The organism is Acetobacter lambici, assembly GCF_011516885.1.
Taxonomy (GTDB): Bacteria; Pseudomonadota; Alphaproteobacteria; order Acetobacterales; family Acetobacteraceae; genus Acetobacter; species Acetobacter lambici.
Window position 1 is genome coordinate 44,234 of sequence record NZ_WOTD01000005.1, and the last position, 14,939, is coordinate 59,172.

Annotated in this window: 18 protein-coding genes and 2 tRNA genes; 11 read left to right on the top strand and 9 right to left on the bottom strand. The window is 54.3% G+C overall.

What is annotated here, in order from left to right; genetic code table 11:
• Positions 1 to 61 precede the first annotated feature (61 nt).
• Positions 62 to 841 carry a creatininase family protein gene (locus GOB86_RS04340; RefSeq protein ID WP_242012494.1) on the bottom strand — a complete coding sequence of 260 codons (780 nt, stop codon included), beginning with the start codon at positions 839 to 841 and terminating at the stop codon, positions 62 to 64.
• Between the two features lie 38 nt (positions 842 to 879).
• Positions 880 to 3,744, bottom strand: a complete 2,865-nt coding sequence (gene uvrA, locus GOB86_RS04345; RefSeq protein WP_165991156.1) for an excinuclease ABC subunit UvrA — start codon at positions 3,742 to 3,744, stop codon at positions 880 to 882.
• A gap of 237 nt (positions 3,745 to 3,981) precedes the next feature.
• Between uvrA and GOB86_RS04350 the strand changes: the two genes are divergently transcribed.
• The 4 genes from GOB86_RS04350 to GOB86_RS04365 all read left to right on the top strand — a co-directional run bounded on the left by GOB86_RS04350 (position 3,982) and on the right by GOB86_RS04365 (position 6,296).
• Positions 3,982 to 4,938 carry a tetratricopeptide repeat protein gene (locus tag GOB86_RS04350; RefSeq protein WP_165991157.1) on the top strand — a complete coding sequence of 319 codons (957 nt, stop codon included), beginning with the start codon at positions 3,982 to 3,984 and terminating at the stop codon, positions 4,936 to 4,938.
• Between the two features lie 77 nt (positions 4,939 to 5,015).
• Positions 5,016 to 5,657 (top strand): LON peptidase substrate-binding domain-containing protein, encoded by a 642-nt coding sequence (locus GOB86_RS04355; RefSeq protein WP_194301082.1) that lies wholly within the window; start codon positions 5,016 to 5,018, stop codon positions 5,655 to 5,657.
• Positions 5,658 to 5,680: 23 nt separating this feature from the next.
• Complete coding sequence (locus GOB86_RS04360) at positions 5,681 to 5,866, top strand: Trm112 family protein (RefSeq protein ID WP_165991159.1); 186 nt, start codon at positions 5,681 to 5,683, stop codon at positions 5,864 to 5,866.
• 34 nt (positions 5,867 to 5,900) lie between these two features.
• The gene (locus tag GOB86_RS04365; RefSeq protein WP_165991160.1) at positions 5,901 to 6,296 is read left to right on the top strand and encodes a hypothetical protein; all 396 of its coding nucleotides are present in this window, start codon (positions 5,901 to 5,903) and stop codon (positions 6,294 to 6,296) included.
• A gap of 9 nt (positions 6,297 to 6,305) precedes the next feature.
• Here the strand turns inward: GOB86_RS04365 and GOB86_RS04370 are convergent, their stop codons facing one another.
• The 4 genes from GOB86_RS04370 to GOB86_RS04385 form a co-directional block, all read right to left on the bottom strand.
• Positions 6,306 to 7,538 carry a multidrug effflux MFS transporter gene (locus tag GOB86_RS04370; RefSeq protein WP_165991161.1) on the bottom strand — a complete coding sequence of 411 codons (1,233 nt, stop codon included), beginning with the start codon at positions 7,536 to 7,538 and terminating at the stop codon, positions 6,306 to 6,308.
• Between the two features lie 148 nt (positions 7,539 to 7,686).
• Positions 7,687 to 8,232 carry a Spy/CpxP family protein refolding chaperone gene (locus tag GOB86_RS04375; protein WP_242012495.1) on the bottom strand — a complete coding sequence of 182 codons (546 nt, stop codon included), beginning with the start codon at positions 8,230 to 8,232 and terminating at the stop codon, positions 7,687 to 7,689.
• Positions 8,233 to 8,405: 173 nt separating this feature from the next.
• A tRNA-Ala gene (locus GOB86_RS04380) sits at positions 8,406 to 8,481 on the bottom strand.
• Between the two features lie 99 nt (positions 8,482 to 8,580).
• On the bottom strand, positions 8,581 to 9,213 hold the full coding sequence (locus GOB86_RS04385; RefSeq protein WP_165991162.1) for a Maf family protein: 633 nt from the start codon (positions 9,211 to 9,213) through the stop codon (positions 8,581 to 8,583).
• A 368-nt stretch (positions 9,214 to 9,581) separates the two neighbouring features.
• On the opposite strand from GOB86_RS04385, the gene hemE reads away from it, so the two are divergent.
• The 6 genes from hemE to GOB86_RS04415 all read left to right on the top strand — a co-directional run bounded on the left by hemE (position 9,582) and on the right by GOB86_RS04415 (position 13,034).
• A complete protein-coding gene (gene hemE, locus GOB86_RS04390; protein WP_165991163.1) occupies positions 9,582 to 10,661 on the top strand; it encodes a uroporphyrinogen decarboxylase in 1,080 nt (359 codons plus the stop codon).
• On the top strand, positions 10,661 to 11,353 hold the full coding sequence (locus tag GOB86_RS04395; RefSeq protein ID WP_165991164.1) for an HAD family hydrolase: 693 nt from the start codon (positions 10,661 to 10,663) through the stop codon (positions 11,351 to 11,353). Before hemE ends, GOB86_RS04395 begins: the two co-directional genes overlap by 1 nt.
• Entirely contained in the window at positions 11,353 to 11,805 is a 453-nt protein-coding gene (hemJ, locus tag GOB86_RS04400) for a protoporphyrinogen oxidase HemJ (protein ID WP_165991165.1), read from the top strand. Before GOB86_RS04395 ends, hemJ begins: the two co-directional genes overlap by 1 nt.
• 244 nt (positions 11,806 to 12,049) lie before the next feature.
• A complete protein-coding gene (locus GOB86_RS04405) occupies positions 12,050 to 12,634 on the top strand; it encodes an LOG family protein (protein WP_165991166.1) in 585 nt (194 codons plus the stop codon).
• Positions 12,635 to 12,703: 69 nt separating this feature from the next.
• Positions 12,704 to 12,780 (top strand) — tRNA-Pro (locus GOB86_RS04410).
• Positions 12,780 to 13,034: a hypothetical protein gene (locus GOB86_RS04415; protein ID WP_165991167.1), complete on the top strand. Its 255-nt coding sequence runs from the start codon at positions 12,780 to 12,782 to the stop codon at positions 13,032 to 13,034. The genes GOB86_RS04410 and GOB86_RS04415 overlap by 1 nt, the downstream gene beginning before the upstream one ends.
• Here GOB86_RS04415 and GOB86_RS04420 read toward each other — a convergent pair.
• On the bottom strand, positions 13,007 to 13,453 hold the full coding sequence (locus GOB86_RS04420) for a hypothetical protein (protein WP_165991168.1): 447 nt from the start codon (positions 13,451 to 13,453) through the stop codon (positions 13,007 to 13,009). The two genes, GOB86_RS04415 and GOB86_RS04420, sit on opposite strands and share 28 nt — an antisense overlap.
• 284 nt (positions 13,454 to 13,737) lie before the next feature.
• Positions 13,738 to 13,869 carry a hypothetical protein gene (locus tag GOB86_RS16335; RefSeq protein WP_277875443.1) on the bottom strand — a complete coding sequence of 44 codons (132 nt, stop codon included), beginning with the start codon at positions 13,867 to 13,869 and terminating at the stop codon, positions 13,738 to 13,740.
• Here GOB86_RS16335 and GOB86_RS15835 point away from each other — a divergent pair.
• Entirely contained in the window at positions 13,868 to 14,134 is a 267-nt protein-coding gene (locus tag GOB86_RS15835; RefSeq protein WP_194301076.1) for a hypothetical protein, read from the top strand. The two genes, GOB86_RS16335 and GOB86_RS15835, sit on opposite strands and share 2 nt — an antisense overlap.
• Before the next feature lie 318 nt (positions 14,135 to 14,452).
• Here GOB86_RS15835 and GOB86_RS04430 read toward each other — a convergent pair whose 3' ends face one another.
• Positions 14,453 to 14,917: a methylated-DNA--[protein]-cysteine S-methyltransferase gene (locus GOB86_RS04430; protein ID WP_165991170.1), complete on the bottom strand. Its 465-nt coding sequence runs from the start codon at positions 14,915 to 14,917 to the stop codon at positions 14,453 to 14,455.
• Between the last annotated feature and the right edge of the window lie 22 nt (positions 14,918 to 14,939).

The following is a 14,939-nucleotide window of genomic DNA, read 5'->3' on the forward strand; positions in this document are numbered from 1 at the left end:
CGTCTATTCGGGAGCGGTTAAAATCTTCCATTTATTATTATAGAAAAATTATTTTATATATTTATTTGCTTCGCGCATCATCAATGGCTTTCACTGCGGCATCTACCTGCATCGACAGGCCCGGCTGCCCCAGTGTAGACGTAGCCCGCCGTGGGTCTCCTCCATAAATACCCTGCGCGATGGACGGATTGGGCGCGTGGCGGAGCGCCTCCTCCCGAACCATGGAAGGATCAACCGCCAGCATGAGCGATGTATCGCCTATATCCGCGTGCTGCCCCACGTCCAGCCGGTAGCCATTCTGCCTGAGCCATTCGCTGTACTGGTGGGGGATCACGTTGTAATAATCACGCACATACAGCACACGCACACCCGTGGCCTGCCAACGGACATTTAGCTGGGCTGCCAGTTTTTCCAGATCTTTCTGGTAGCCTCCATGGTCACCAATCAGAACCACCAGCCTGAAACCCTGCACCCGAAAACTGTCTGCTACAGAAACCAGCATTCTTTCAAACACATCGGGCGGTAAGGTAATGGTGCCGGGAAAACGCATATGCGACGTGCGCGGAGCAGTCCCCCCCTCCGGCACATACGCTACGACAGGAGCCACCAGCGTTTTACCTGACTGACGTGCTATTTTTTCAGCCTGAAACTGCACACGACTATTATGTTTGCCAACAGCTATGTACGGACCACTCTGCTCCGTACCGCCAATGGGTACAATTATGGTTGTAAAACCACACGATATATCCTGTGCAATTTCGGTCCATGTCAGTTTTTCAAACAGAACACTCTTGGGGATTTTCAGGCACTGGGCCTGTGCTGGCAGTGGGGAAACTGCCATAACTCCCAAAAATAGACCTGCCAGCCATACTTTTTGCATTATGACTGCGCCAGAAGTGGTGCAAGGAACTGCCCCGTGTAGCTTTTTTTACACGCGGCAATGGTTTCTGGCGTGCCTTCAGCCACAATGGTGCCACCACCATCGCCCCCTTCTGGACCCACATCAATAATCCAGTCCGCTGTTTTGATCACTTCCAGATTATGCTCGATCACAATAACCGTGTTCCCCTGATCAACTAGGGCATGCAAAACTTCCAGAAGTTTTCGGACATCATCCGTATGTAACCCGGTTGTGGGCTCGTCCAGAATATATACGGTTCTGCCCGTAGCCCTACGCGCCAGTTCCTTGGACAGTTTGATGCGCTGCGCCTCCCCCCCCGAAAGAGTGGTCGCCTGCTGCCCCAAAGAGACATACCCCAGACCTACTTTTTGCAAAATGGCCAACCGGTCCCTGATCCTGTTCTGGGCGGAAAAGAGCGGATACGCCTCATCCACACTCATGGCCAGAACATCGGCTATGGTCTTGCCCCTGAAGCGGATATCCAGTGTCTCGCGGTTATAGCGGGCACCTTTGCAGGCATCGCAGGTGACAAACACATCGGGGAGAAAGTGCATTTCTATTTTAAGCACCCCATCGCCCTGGCAGGCCTCGCACCGTCCACCTTTAACGTTAAAGGAAAAACGACCCGCCTTGTAACCGCGTGCCTTGCTCTCTGGCAGTTCGGCAAACCAGTCCCGGATGGGGGTAAACAGGTCTGTATAGGTTGCGGGGTTGGAGCGGGGGGTGCGACCAATGGGGGACTGATCAATATCAATAATCTTGTCGAGCTGCTCCATGCCTTTGATTTTTTTATACGGCTCGGGTGAGGTAGCCGACCCCATAAGCTGGCGCGAAAGCGCTTTGTATAACGTATCAATCACCAGTGTGGATTTGCCACTACCCGAAACCCCGGTCACGCAGGTGAACGTACCAAGCGGAAAATGCGCGGTTACGTCTTTAAGATTATGACCCGACGCCCCTTCCACCGTAAGCATCCGCTTTTTGTTCACGGGTCTGCGCTGTTGTGGTACCTCAATACGTTTACGGCCAGACAGGTAAGCACCAGTCAGACTCTCCGGGTTTTTGGCGACCTGCTCCGGTGTGCCCTGTGCCACAACCTGACCACCATTAACACCCGCGGCAGGCCCCATATCCACCAGCCAGTCCGCACTCCTTATGGCGTCCTCATCATGTTCGACAACGATGAGTGTGTTCCCAAGGTTTTTCAAACGTTCCAGCGTTCCCAGCAGGCGGGCGTTATCGCGCTGGTGCAAACCAATGGAGGGCTCATCCAGCACATACAGCACACCCGTAAGCCCAGAACCGATCTGGCTGGCCAGACGGATACGCTGGCTCTCCCCCCCCGACAGGGTGGCCGAACCGCGCGAGAGGGTCAGGTAGTCCAGCCCCACATCATCCAGAAACTTCAGACGTTCGAGAATTTCACGCAGAATACGCCGGGCAATTTCCGCCCGCTGGGGGGTAAGGGTTGGCATGACCGTGTCAAACCAGTCCAGCGCATGGCCAATGGACAGGTCACAGGCCTGCGCAATAGTCTTGTCCGCCACACGAACAGACAGGGCCTCCGGCCGCAGGCGCGCGCCATGGCAGACATGGCAGGCTTTTTCCGACTGGTAGCGGGAGAGTTCTTCCTTAACCCATGCACTATCCGTATTGGCCAGCCTTTTTTGCAGGCTACTCAGAACCCCTTCAAAGGGCCGCTCTACCACGTAGCTCTTTTTGCCATCGTGATAGGTAAAGCTTATATCGTCGGCCACCCCGTATAAAATACCGTTCTGGGCTTCCTCTGGCAGGTCACGCCATGGGGTATCCATACTCACACCAAAATGCTGTGTCAGGCTTTGCAGCGTCTGCTCCAGCAGGGGGGATTTGGCATCCTTCCACGGTGCAATGGCCCCTTTTGCAAGGGAGAGAGAAATATCGGGCACAACCAGAACCGGGTTGAAGAATGTTTCCACCCCCAGACCATCACAGGCCGGGCAGGCACCTTGTGGCGCATTGAAGGAGAACAGGCGGGGTTCTATCTCCTCCAGTGTAAAGCCGCTGACTGGACAGGAAAAATGTGATGAGAACACAAGTTTTTCCGGTTCACGGTCTTCATTCTTCAGCACTTCCTCGGCATAGACAATGCCGTCACTCAGAGCCAGAGCGGTTTCAAAGCTATCAGCCAGACGGGTCTGCACACCGGGTTTGACCACCACACGGTCCACAACCACTTCCACCGTATGGCGGAGTTTACGGTTCAGACTTGGCACGTCCGCAATTTCGTACAACGTTCCATCCACGCGCACGCGGGTAAAACCCTTGCGCTGGAGTTCGGCCAGTTCCTTGCGGTATTCCCCCTTGCGATCACGAATAACGGGGGAGAGCAGCATAAGCCGCGTGCCCTCGGGCATGGCCAGCACACGGTCCACCATCTGGGTGACTGTCTGCGCCTCAATAGGCAGGCCGGTGGCGGGGGAATAGGGTACACCCGCCCGCGCCCAGAGCAGGCGCATATAGTCATAAATCTCGGTTACCGTGCCAACGGTGGAGCGCGGATTTTTAGAGGTGGTTTTCTGCTCAATGGAAATAGCGGGAGACAGGCCCTCTATGGAGTCCACATCCGGCTTGCCCATAAGTTCCAAAAACTGGCGGGCATAGGCGGACAGGCTCTCCACATAACGGCGCTGACCTTCGGCATAGATGGTATCAAACGCCAAGGAAGATTTGCCCGACCCCGAAAGCCCGGTCACGACGGTCAGCCGGTCACGGGGGATATCGATATCAACATTCTTCAGGTTATGAACACGTGCCCCACGCACCCGAATGCTGTGCTGACCGGGAAGACCTGATTTTGTCATAAAGAGCTCTTTGCCGCCGTTCCTGTTTTGTCCTCTATTATGGCGCTTTAATCCATCCCTATGCAATGCATGAAACACACCAAAGGCCGCCGCCATGCAAAATGGCCTGCCCCGCTATTCTGACCATTGCGCTTGCAGGCATGATTGACCATTTACAGACACAAGTGATGTACTGTGGCCAAAAGCACGGTAGGCGCCTTTTTGCCTGCGTGACAGAAATTTGAGGAACAAAACCAGATGGAGCATCTGATCGGTCAGCCAGCCCCGAGCCCTAGCAACAGTTTTGGCGGCACGGGTGCAGCAGCGGTTATTACCGACGGCACGCAGGCAAGCTTTATGCACGACGTTATGGACGCCAGCCGGGACGTGCCAGTTCTGGTGGATTTCTGGGCGGAATGGTGCGGCCCGTGCAAGCAGTTGACCCCCATTTTGGAAAAAGTTGTGACCGCCGCCAAAGGTAAGGTCCGGCTGGTTAAAATTGATATCGAGGCCAACCGCGCACTGGCAGGCCAACTGGCACAGGCTGGCCTGCCGCTCCAGTCCATTCCGCTGGTGGCAGCGTTCTGGAAAGGGCAGATTCTGGACATGTTCCAAGGCGCCCTGCCCGAAAGCGAAGTAAAAAAGTTTGTGGAAACCCTGCTCAAGGCCAGCGGGGGTGGGGTTCTGCCCGCATCAGAACAGTTGCACGAAGCCGATGTGGCCATGGAGACAGGCCGCCCGGCGGAAGCTGCGGCCATGTACTCCACCGTGATTGGCGAAGAACCCGAAAACCCCAAGGCCTGGGGGGGGCTGATCCGCGCCATGCTGGCCCTTGATGATGAAGACGCCGCAGAAGCAGCACTGGCCGATGTGCCAGAAAAAATTACCGATGCCCCCGAAGTGGCCGGAGCCCGCGCGGCCCTTGAACTGAAGAAGGAAGGCCGTCAGGCTGCCGAAGCCATGGAAGGCATTCGCGCAAGGCTGGATGCCAACCCCGAGGATTACGAAGCCCGCTGCGAACTGGCCACGGCCCTGAACGCGGCAGGTAAACGTGAGGAAGCCGCAAACGAACTGCTCCACATCATTAAAGTAGACCGGGGCTGGAAAGACGGTGCGGCCCGCCAGCAACTCCTGCGCTTTTTTGAGGCATGGGGGAACGAAGACCCGGCTACCGCAGTCTCCCGCCGTCGCCTTTCCTCCCTTCTTTTCTCCTGACCCGTCCCTTGCCCCGCACAGTTCCCCCTTTTGTTGATGAGGACGATGTTCCCCGCCGTATTCCACGGCTGGGGGACATGACTTTGGCGGATATTCCGCCAGAGGTGGGGCTGTTTCCGCTCAGCGGTGTGCTGCTTCTGCCCAGAGGCAAGCTACCGCTGAATGTGTTTGAACCCCGTTACATTGCACTGGTGGAAGATGCTCTGGCCACCCACCGGCTGATCGGCCTGATCCAGCCGCGCTGGCAGGAGGATGAGGACGAAGAGAACGAGGCACCGCCCCTTTATACCATTGGTTGCCTTGGCCGCCTGACCTCCATGACCGAACGGGCCGACGGTACTTACGCCATGACCCTGACCGGCCTGCTCCGCTTCCGCCTGCTGCGCGAGACGGGGCTGCGCCGTGGTTACCGGGTTGCGCGTATTGATGTGTCCTCCTATGCGGGGGACCTGAACGAAATTCCATCTGAACCATTTGACCGGGCCCAGCTTTTGAACTCGCTCAAGAGTTATTTTCAAAAAAAAGGGCTGAATGCCCGCTGGTCCTTGATAGAACAGATGGATGACAGCCTGCTTCTGGTCACTTTACCCATGATCTGTCCTTTCCCTCCGGCGGAAAAACAGGCATTGCTGGATGCAGAAAATCTGACAGACCGTGTGCGGGTCCTGCAAACACTGCTAGACCTGTCCGGTCCGGAACAGGAAGGCCCTCCTTCCTGACTATATGATGTGGGAACCGTTTTATGTCCGATACAGCACCGCTTGATCCGCGCCTTCTATCCATTCTGGTCTGCCCTGTGACCAAAGGTCCGCTGGTTTTTAATGCGCAGACCAATGAACTGATCAGCGAAAAAGCCGGGCTTGCCTTCCCCATTCTTGATGGCATTCCCGTTATGCTGCCAGATGAAGCCCGCCGTATTAAAGGCTGATTGACGCTTTTTTCCCTCTGCCTCGGATTTGCCCATGCTTCTGGGAAAAAAAAACAGCGCTTATTTTGGCAGTCTGCTCCTGCTGGCACCATTGCTGACAGGCTGCCACCATATGATTGAGGGAGACAATATTGATCTCCCCCCCGAACGGCCCGGTCGTTTTTTACCCGAGGCCGCACCGGCTGAAGCGCGTGCGGCGCAAAGAGATGTTGAGCGGCAGGAAAAACTGGAAGCTGCACAGGAAGCCGCAGGCATAAAAAAGCCAGACACTCCGCCAAAACCCGAAGACCATTACGAAGTACTCCCCCCCATGTACGATGGCGGAGGCTCCGCAGGCCCCATGCGTACGGATAATGGCCATACCATTACGCCACAGGCTCAGGCTGTTTATGGCAAACAGGATGACAGTCAGGTCCAAAAAACCAAATAACGCCGCGTTCTAGTCCTCAGCATCATGCTGGTAGGAGGTTCGGCGGCGCAGAATGTCGCCTATGGCCATCCCCACCACTCCGGTCATCATCCCCACGGCTGTAGGAATAGCGCCCCCTCCGGGTAGCAGACCCACCAGAACACTGCTTAACGACCCAAAACTGAACTGCATGGTGCCCAACAGGGCAGAGGCACTGCCCGCATGGTGCCCATGCCGGGAAAAAGACATGACCGTGCCATTGGGGCCAATAAACCCCAGAGCACCGGTCATGCCCACAATAAAGCAGCAGGTCAGCCATGGATGGGCCACCCCCACCACGCCAGCCAATGCCAGAGCCACAAACACACACCCAAGTGCAAAGGCCCACACTATAGCCCCTTCAAGCAGGGCAGGCATGGATACGCGGTGGATCAGCCGTCCGTTGATCTGGGTGCCCAGAATAAAAGCAGCGGCATTAGCACCAAAGAAAAGACCAAATGCCCCGGCCGAAAAATGTAATGTCTGCTCAAATAGAACAGGCGCACTGCCCAGATAGGCGAACATGACAAATGTGGAAAAAGTCGTGATCAGTGCGTTAGAAAAAAAGACAGGTTCGCGCAGAATACTCTGGTAACGCCAGAGTATTTCCACTGGACGAAAACGAATACGCCTTGCAACCGCCAGCGTATCGGGCAGCATGACCACTACACCCACAATGGCGGCTACGGCATAAACCGTGCCGATCCAGAACATCCACCGCCAGTCACCAATTTTTAAAACAAGGCTCCCCAGACCCGGAGCAAGAACGGGCATAACACCAAAAACCAGTGTCAGTTGCGCCATAATATGCGCACCCTTTTTGCCTGTTGCCACATCCCGCACAATCGCACGCGGAATAACGGCGCAGGCTGACCCACCAAAAGCACCAATAAAACGAAACAGGCAGAACAAGTGGTAACTGCTTACAAGGGCACACCCGGCGGATGCCAGCCCGTACACACCAAGCCCCACAACCAGAGGTCCCTTACGCCCGAACCGGTCCGAAAGAGGGCCTTGCGAAAACTGACCAAACGCCAGCCCCAAAAACCACGCACCCAACGTAAACTGCGCAGACCCGGCTCCGCCCCCCAGATCATGCTCGACCGAAGGAAAAGCAGGCAGATACATATCTGTTGCCAACGGACCAATGGCCGTAACCAGCCCCAGAAGAAAAATAAGCCGGAATGGAAAAGAAGATACCTGGGCCGTGGAAGGAACTGTCATCTCGCCAATTACCGGAGGAAGAATGGGTCTTTTCTTCTCCTCCTCCTCCTCTGCTTTTGTCCACCACCTAAAACCGGGTATCTCCTGATCGGGTAGCGTATCTCATTAAAAAAGGCTGCCGGGTAATCCGGCAGCCCCTGATACCATATTACTCTGACTTGCCACTCTGGGCTGCCTCGGGCGGTGGCGGCATTTTGCCGCTACATTCGGGATGGTGACCGGGTGGGTGGTCCGGCTGCTCAGCAATCTGCTTGAGCTGCTTATTGGTCAGAATGTCATGAATCTGGGCTTCAACCTGAAGCTTGTGTAATGCATGCTGCGTGTGCAACGCGCTGATCTGCTGTTCCAGATCCTGCAACTTGGCCTGATCAACCGCGCCGGGTGTTGTCAGTACGGTGCGGATCTGTTCTTGCAGGGCATGGGTCTGCTCCATACCTGCTTTGGGGTCTTCAGGCCGGTTGGCATCAAACACAGCCTTGATCTTCTTTTTCTGGTCGGCGGTCAGCTTGATCCCGTCCAGTCTGAGAATATGTCCACCCGGCCCACCGGGGCCATGGTGCATGCCACCGCATTCAGACGGAGGGGGTGGAGGAGCTCCAACAGTGGAAGCGGCTTCATCAGCCCGGGCCGCAGCCCCGGAAAAAGCTGCAAGGCCCATAACCAGTGTTGTTGCCAGCAATGCTCTTTTCATCATTCAGCCTTCGTTCATAAATACCAATCTGCAAGGCGACATACACCCTGCCTGTCAGAAACAGTGGCACCCCGATATGTCTGAAAAAAGGCATTGCTTACAAAAACGCACAGCACGACCCGTGCCATTGCGACACGGGAGCGGATTACTTTAGTATTTTTGAGGATTTAAAGAACTGGTGGAGCCAAGCGGAATCGAACCGCCGACCTCTTGAATGCCATTCAAGCGCTCTCCCAACTGAGCTATGGCCCCACTGTTCTGTCACACACCACTCAGACCTGTTTTGCAACAGCCCTGCTGTGTGTGTTGAGCCTCTTACAACCTACATAAAATGCTGACAAGCCCTAATTTTTAATCTGATAGCACTTTCATCGTCCGTAATGCTGCAACCAGAGGTAACAGCGGCAAACCCTGAATGGCGAACTCATCACCTTCTATTGTGCCAAATAACTGTATGCCCGGACCTTCCAGCCGGTAAGACCCCACACAGCCAAGGCAGGCCGCTCCCTCCGTTGCCAGGTAATGCTCCAGGAATGCATGGGAGAACAGACGCATGGTCAGCATTGGCCGGGCAACATGCCGCCAGAGGACCTGCCCGTTAAAGCACAGGACAACCGCAGTATGCAGGATATGGGTTTTACCTCTGAGTTGGAGCAATTGCTGGCGGGCACCCTCCAGCCCCTCCGGCTTGTCATACCATTCCCCTTCGCAACTGAGCATCTGATCCGCACCGATCACAATTCTATCTGGTTTTTGCACCGACAGCGCTTTTGCTTCTGCAAGACGGAGGGCCACGGTATCCGCCGACCAGTTATGTTGCAGACCTTCATGCTTGAGATGTGTCTCATTGATGGATGAAGTCTCAACATCAAAAGCCAGTCCGGCATTTTGCAGAATACGCCGTCTGGCTTCAGAACCACTGGCCAAAAGCAGTTTATCCGCTCGGTTCTGTATTAGAGTCGGCGTTAGTACTAAATCGGTCACGGAAGCGAGTCTCTTTCAGGTACTGGTCAAAAATGGGGCTGTGAGTACTTCCCTTAGTACCGGGGTACATGTGGATTGTACGGAGTTCAGAACATGGCCGTACCGAGTACCGGGCACAACCTGCAACTCTCATGAACCGGTGAGTTGTACACAGGGGTGGTTGGATGTTTTCTGGATAACCCTAAAAACCCTTTATTTTGCAAGGGTCTTGAAACTGTACACACTGTGGGAAAGATGGGGTACATTTTTGGAATGCCGGGTACCCCGTTATCAACAGTACCCTCATACTACATCAAATCTTTTTCTTTCTTTTTTTATAGGAAGAGGGGCGTGGACAGCGTGGACAAAGACGTGCAGGACTTCTGCTCATGACAACGCAAACACATATTCCCGCCGCCAAACGCCTGCTCAGAACTCTTAACGGGGAGGCTCTGTGGCCCCCGCCGATGTGGTTGATGAGACAGGCCGGCCGGTTCCTGCCCGAATTCCGCGCAATGCGGGCTCAGGCGGATTTTCTGACCCGTTGCATGACCCCTGATATTGCAACGGAACTGACCTTGCAGCCGATCCGCCGCTTTGGCATGGACGGTGCAATTCTGTTCTCGGATATTCTGATCCTGCCGTGGGCCATGGGTCAGTCCCTGGAGTTTGTGGAAGGAACCGGCCCCGTGCTGGGTGCAATCCGCTCCGAACAGGATTTGAACGCACTGGTTCCGGCCCGCATTGCAGAAGCAACCGCCCCTGTGCTTGAAACCCTTGCACGCCTGCGTAAGGCTGTGGATGGGCCAGACAGCATTGGTGTTGCCAAACCGGGAGCCACAACACTGCTTGGCTTTACCGGATCGCCCTTTACGGTGGCGTGCTATATGGTGGAAGGCCGTGGCTCGCGCGAGTTTTCTGTAACGCGGAACATGGCTTTTTCCGAACCAGCTCTGTTTGACAGGCTCATGGCTCTGTTGACGGAAACAACAGCCACCTATCTTTGCGCCCAGATCGAAGCCGGGGCGGAAGCGGTCATGTTATTTGATTCATGGGCAGGCCTGCTGCCGCCATCAGAATTCCGCCGTCACGTCATTAAGCCCAGTCGGCAGATTGTGCAGACAATCAAGGCCCGTTACCCGCACGTAAAAGTTGTCGGCTTCCCCCGTCTTGCCGGGGTTATGGCTGCGGAATATGCGCGTGAGACGGGCGTAGATGTTCTGGCACTTGATACCGGGGCCGATATGGCGACCGTGCGCACAATGGTGCCAGAAACTTTGGGCCTGCAAGGCAATCTGGACCCAGTGGCGGTTCTGGCCGGGGGGGAGGCCATGCGGCGTGAAGCCCTGCAGGTGCGCGAAGCGGGGCGTGGTCGGGCACATGTGTTTAACCTCGGCCATGGCGTTCTGCCGCAAACACCTGTTGAGCATGTGGCTGACCTTGTTCGGACAGTGCGGGAAACAGCCTGATGTCTCTGGCTCTCTCACAGGTTTTTCGCGGTCCACTCAAACTGGTCATTTTTGACTGTGATGGTGTGCTGGTTGATAGCGAGGAAACCTGCTGCCGCCTGTGTGCGCAGGCGGCGCGGGAGGCCGGGTGGACTGTGCCGGATACGCTGGCCGTCCAGACTTTTTCTGGTATGTCCTTAGCAACCATTCAGCCCATGATTGAACAGCACGCGGGCAAAAAGCTTGGTCCCCAATGGGAGCCAACAATGCAGCAGCGCTTTGTGGCGGCCATGAAGGAAGGTGTGGAACCCATTGATGGTGTACATGCCATGCTTGATGCGGTGCACAAGTTGGGTATTCCCGTGCGTGTTGCATCCAATTCCTCATGCGAGGAGATGGACGTAAAGTTTGAAAAAACCAGTCTTTCCCCTTACTTTAAGGGACGGATTCATTCCGCGCGGGATATGGGGGTGCCCAAACCACGGCCTGATGTTTACCTAAAGGCCGCACAGGCCCAAGGTGTTCTGCCGTGCGAATGCGTGGTGCTGGAAGATAGTGACCCCGGTGCAAAAGCAGCGGTTGATGCAGGTATGGCCTGCGTGATGCTCCGCGCACCGGAAAAACCCGTTCCAGATTGGAAAGGGGTTGAAAGGATAAGCAAATTATCTGATTTCCCACATATTCTTTCCAAACTGATCAAGGTCACATCATAATGGTTTTTGACGTGCTGCTTCCGTGGGTCAGGTGGTTTGTCGCCTTTCATATCATGTCTGTCATGGCATGGATGGCGGGGTTGTTTTATCTGCCCCGACTGTTTGTGTACCATTGCCAGGTCAAGATTGGTACTGCGGAAAGTACGCGGTTTAAAACCATGGAACGCCGGTTGATCAAGGCTATTATGGTGCCTGCCATGTGTTCCAGTCTGTTCTTTGGTGTTTTACTGGTTTTAACACCGGGGTCTGTCGACTGGAGTGCGGGCTGGTGGCATTTAAAATTGCTGTCAGTGCTGCTGATGTTTGGTTTTCAGGGGTTTTGTGGTCGCTGGTACCGGGGGTTCGCACAGGACAATAATCAGCATTCTGAAAAATTTTACAGATTGGCCAATGAGGTACCAACAGTTCTGATGATGATCATCGTGATTATGGTTGTTGTCCGGCCTTTTTGAAAAACAATATAATATAACAGTGTTTAATATATTATATTGTCAGGGCAGTAAAAACCCAGACCATGCTCCATGCAGGTTATGGTTTGGGGCTGCACAGCAGCAGGGAACAGATTTGCGTTTTATGTAAATCCTTGTAACCTTGCAAAAAGCTTCTGAAAACACGGCAAGAACATGGAATATTTTTTGCCCATATGTTTGAATTGTTAAAATTTATAAAAATAGAATATCAGGGAGAAGACGTCATATGTCCTTAACTGTGCGTTCCGTTGCAGTGTTTTGTGGCTCCCGGATGGGGGACAAACCAGTTTATCGCCAGACAGCCGAACTGGCTGGCAAAACACTGGCCGAAAAAAATATTCGACTGATTTATGGTGGTGGAGCCAATGGGCTCATGGGTGTAGTGGCGGATGCCGTAATCAAATCCGGTGGGGCTGTTACCGGGGTTATTCCCGAGTTTTTAAAAACCCGTGAGCGGATGCATGATCAGGTTTCCGAACTGATCGTTACGGATTCCATGCATGCACGTAAGCAGATCATGTTTGCTCAGGCCGATGCATTCTGGATTCTTCCCGGTGGATTTGGCACTTTTGACGAAACAATGGAAATTCTGACATGGAAGCAACTGGGCCAGCATAAAAAACCCATTCTTCTGGTTAATGTGGATGGGTGGGGCGATGCCATGGTCGCCATGCTGGATATAGCGGTCAGTCAGGGTTTTGCTTCAGCCGAGGCACGGGCTCTTTTTCAGGTTGTTCCGGATGTATCGGCGGCTCTGGCCTGTTCCATCCTGTCTGATCAGGTGAACGATCTGCCTATGTCCGCCCTTTAAGCCTAGGGGTTTATGCATTTCCTCTCTTGCTTATACAGCAAGAGAGATGTATAGCGCATTCAGCCATTACGGAGTGTAGCTCAGCCTGGTAGAGCACTGTGTTCGGGACGCAGGGGCCGGAGGTTCGAATCCTCTCACTCCGACCATGGCTTTTCCTGAAAAAATAAATTTTCCCTTTTGGGGGAAGTCATACGGCGCTCTGTTTTTGTTGGTCAAAAACATTGAGGCTGTTTTGCAGAGCCATGCCTGTTTTATCTGCCTCTGTCACAGGGGATTGTCAGATAAAACATTGGAAAATACTGTGCAGTTCATGAAAAAAGCCCCTGATGTTCCAAACGGGTATCAGTGGCTTTTGTTTGTCAGTCAGCCTATTCAGGCTCGTTTGGCAACTGCTGTGTAATGCCCATCCACCACAGCATTGGCGGCAAAAAGGTTGGGCTGTACATCATGTACCTGTCCGACCAGAAGGTTCTCCCAGCGGCGCATATCTGCCTGCCGGTCGGCCTGAATACCCTTGTTGAGTTCTTCAAACTGCAATGCGGCAAAAGATCCCAGAACAATGCTGGAAACAAAAGCCGCGCTGGCTACCAGACCGGGGAGCGAGAAAGCGTAGTCCGACCATTGTTCGGACTCTGGCAGGGATTGCCACAAAAAATGCGACAGGGCGGAATTGTCGGTAAAATCCTGCCAATGCACGGCCAAGCCTGCGTGGAAAACCGAAAATTTGAGTCCGCACGTCATAAAAATAAAAGTGGAGCAGATAGCAAGGCTCAGGGCTGCGAGCCAGAGCGATACGAATGTTGCTTTTTTCCATGCCATGTTTCCGGCCTCCTAATTTTGGGTTTGTTAGGGGGCAAAAGCGGAACGGTGTATGGAGACACCCCGCTTTCTCCATTGCTTAAACAGTATATCAGGCATTCAATAAATGCAAGGCAAATCGTGCGTCATCAGCTTTTCTGACATACCAAAAAAGATGGTAACGCATGCTGGAAAGCCTTCCCGATCATGCCCATTTTTAGGACATGTTTTTCTTGTCTGCTAACCAACAGGCAAGAGTGGGGGACGTTGGAATGAAGCAGACAAGTAAAATAAAGATAGGCCTGTTAGCCATGCTGCTGGCGGGGGCTAATCTTTCTGTCACCCATGCTTTTGCGCAGCATGGTGGTGGGCATTTTGGTGGTGGTCCCGGTGGGGGCGGCCATTTTGGTGGACCAGGTGGTGGTGGTGGCTGGCATGGCGGTGGCCCCGGTGGCTGGGGTGGCGGAGGCGGTTGGCGCGGCGGTGGCCCCAGAGGATGGGGAGGCGGCTGGGGTGGTTATTACGGCGGCTGGGGCTACCCATACTATTACGGTGGATACGGTGGATACGGTGGATACGGGGGGTATGGCGGATATGGTGGCTGGAACCCGTATTGGGGTAACCCATACTGGAGCCCCTACTGGGCAGGTTGGGGCTGGGGGTGGTCCATGCCATACGCGTATGGTCGTATGGCTGACGTAGAGGCATATGGTGGTGCCTACCCACAGTATGATCAGGCACCGCCTCCACCCACGCCAGATGGAGCCCCGGTGCAACAGGGAACAGGCCAGAGCTATTATGCGCCGCCATCCTATTATGCCAGTCCTGACTATGGGCAGTATCCGGCAACAGGCCCGGGCCAGCCTCCGCCGCGTACAATGCAGGGGAGCGATGGCACCGCAATGTTCAATTGCAAAGATGGTTATTTTTACAACAATTTAACGCAGAACTGCGATAAGCGCTAAGATCATAACCCTTGGTTGCCTTACCTTGTTGGGGTTTGGCAACCAAGGGCCGTGTTCAGGCCTTTGTGGGCAGCTCCACGCCTTCAAGCTCCAGCAGCCATATTTTATCGTCTACGCCACCATCCCCCGAATACCCACCAAGACCATTCCGTGCCAATACACGGTGGCATGGAATCAATACGGGAATAGGGTTACGGCCAACTGCCTGCCCCACGGATTGGGGGCTACCTCCAACTTTTTGCGCCAGTTCGCCATATGTTATGGTCGCACCTACTGGAATACTCTGCAAAAAAGCCCAGATTTTTTTCTGGTATGCAGTGCCGTAAGGTTCCAGAGGAAAGGGGAATGCCCCCAGTGCCGAGGGGTCATCAAACCACTGGTCCAGCCATTCCCGTGCCTGGCAGAGTAGTGGCGTTTCGGTCTGGTCTCGGCCCCAGCCCCAATCCAGAGAAATGATTTTTCCATCTTCTTCAGACAGGGTAAGCGGTCCCAGAGGAGAATGAAGGGAAAGCTGGGGCATGGATCGGGCACTTTCTGGATAA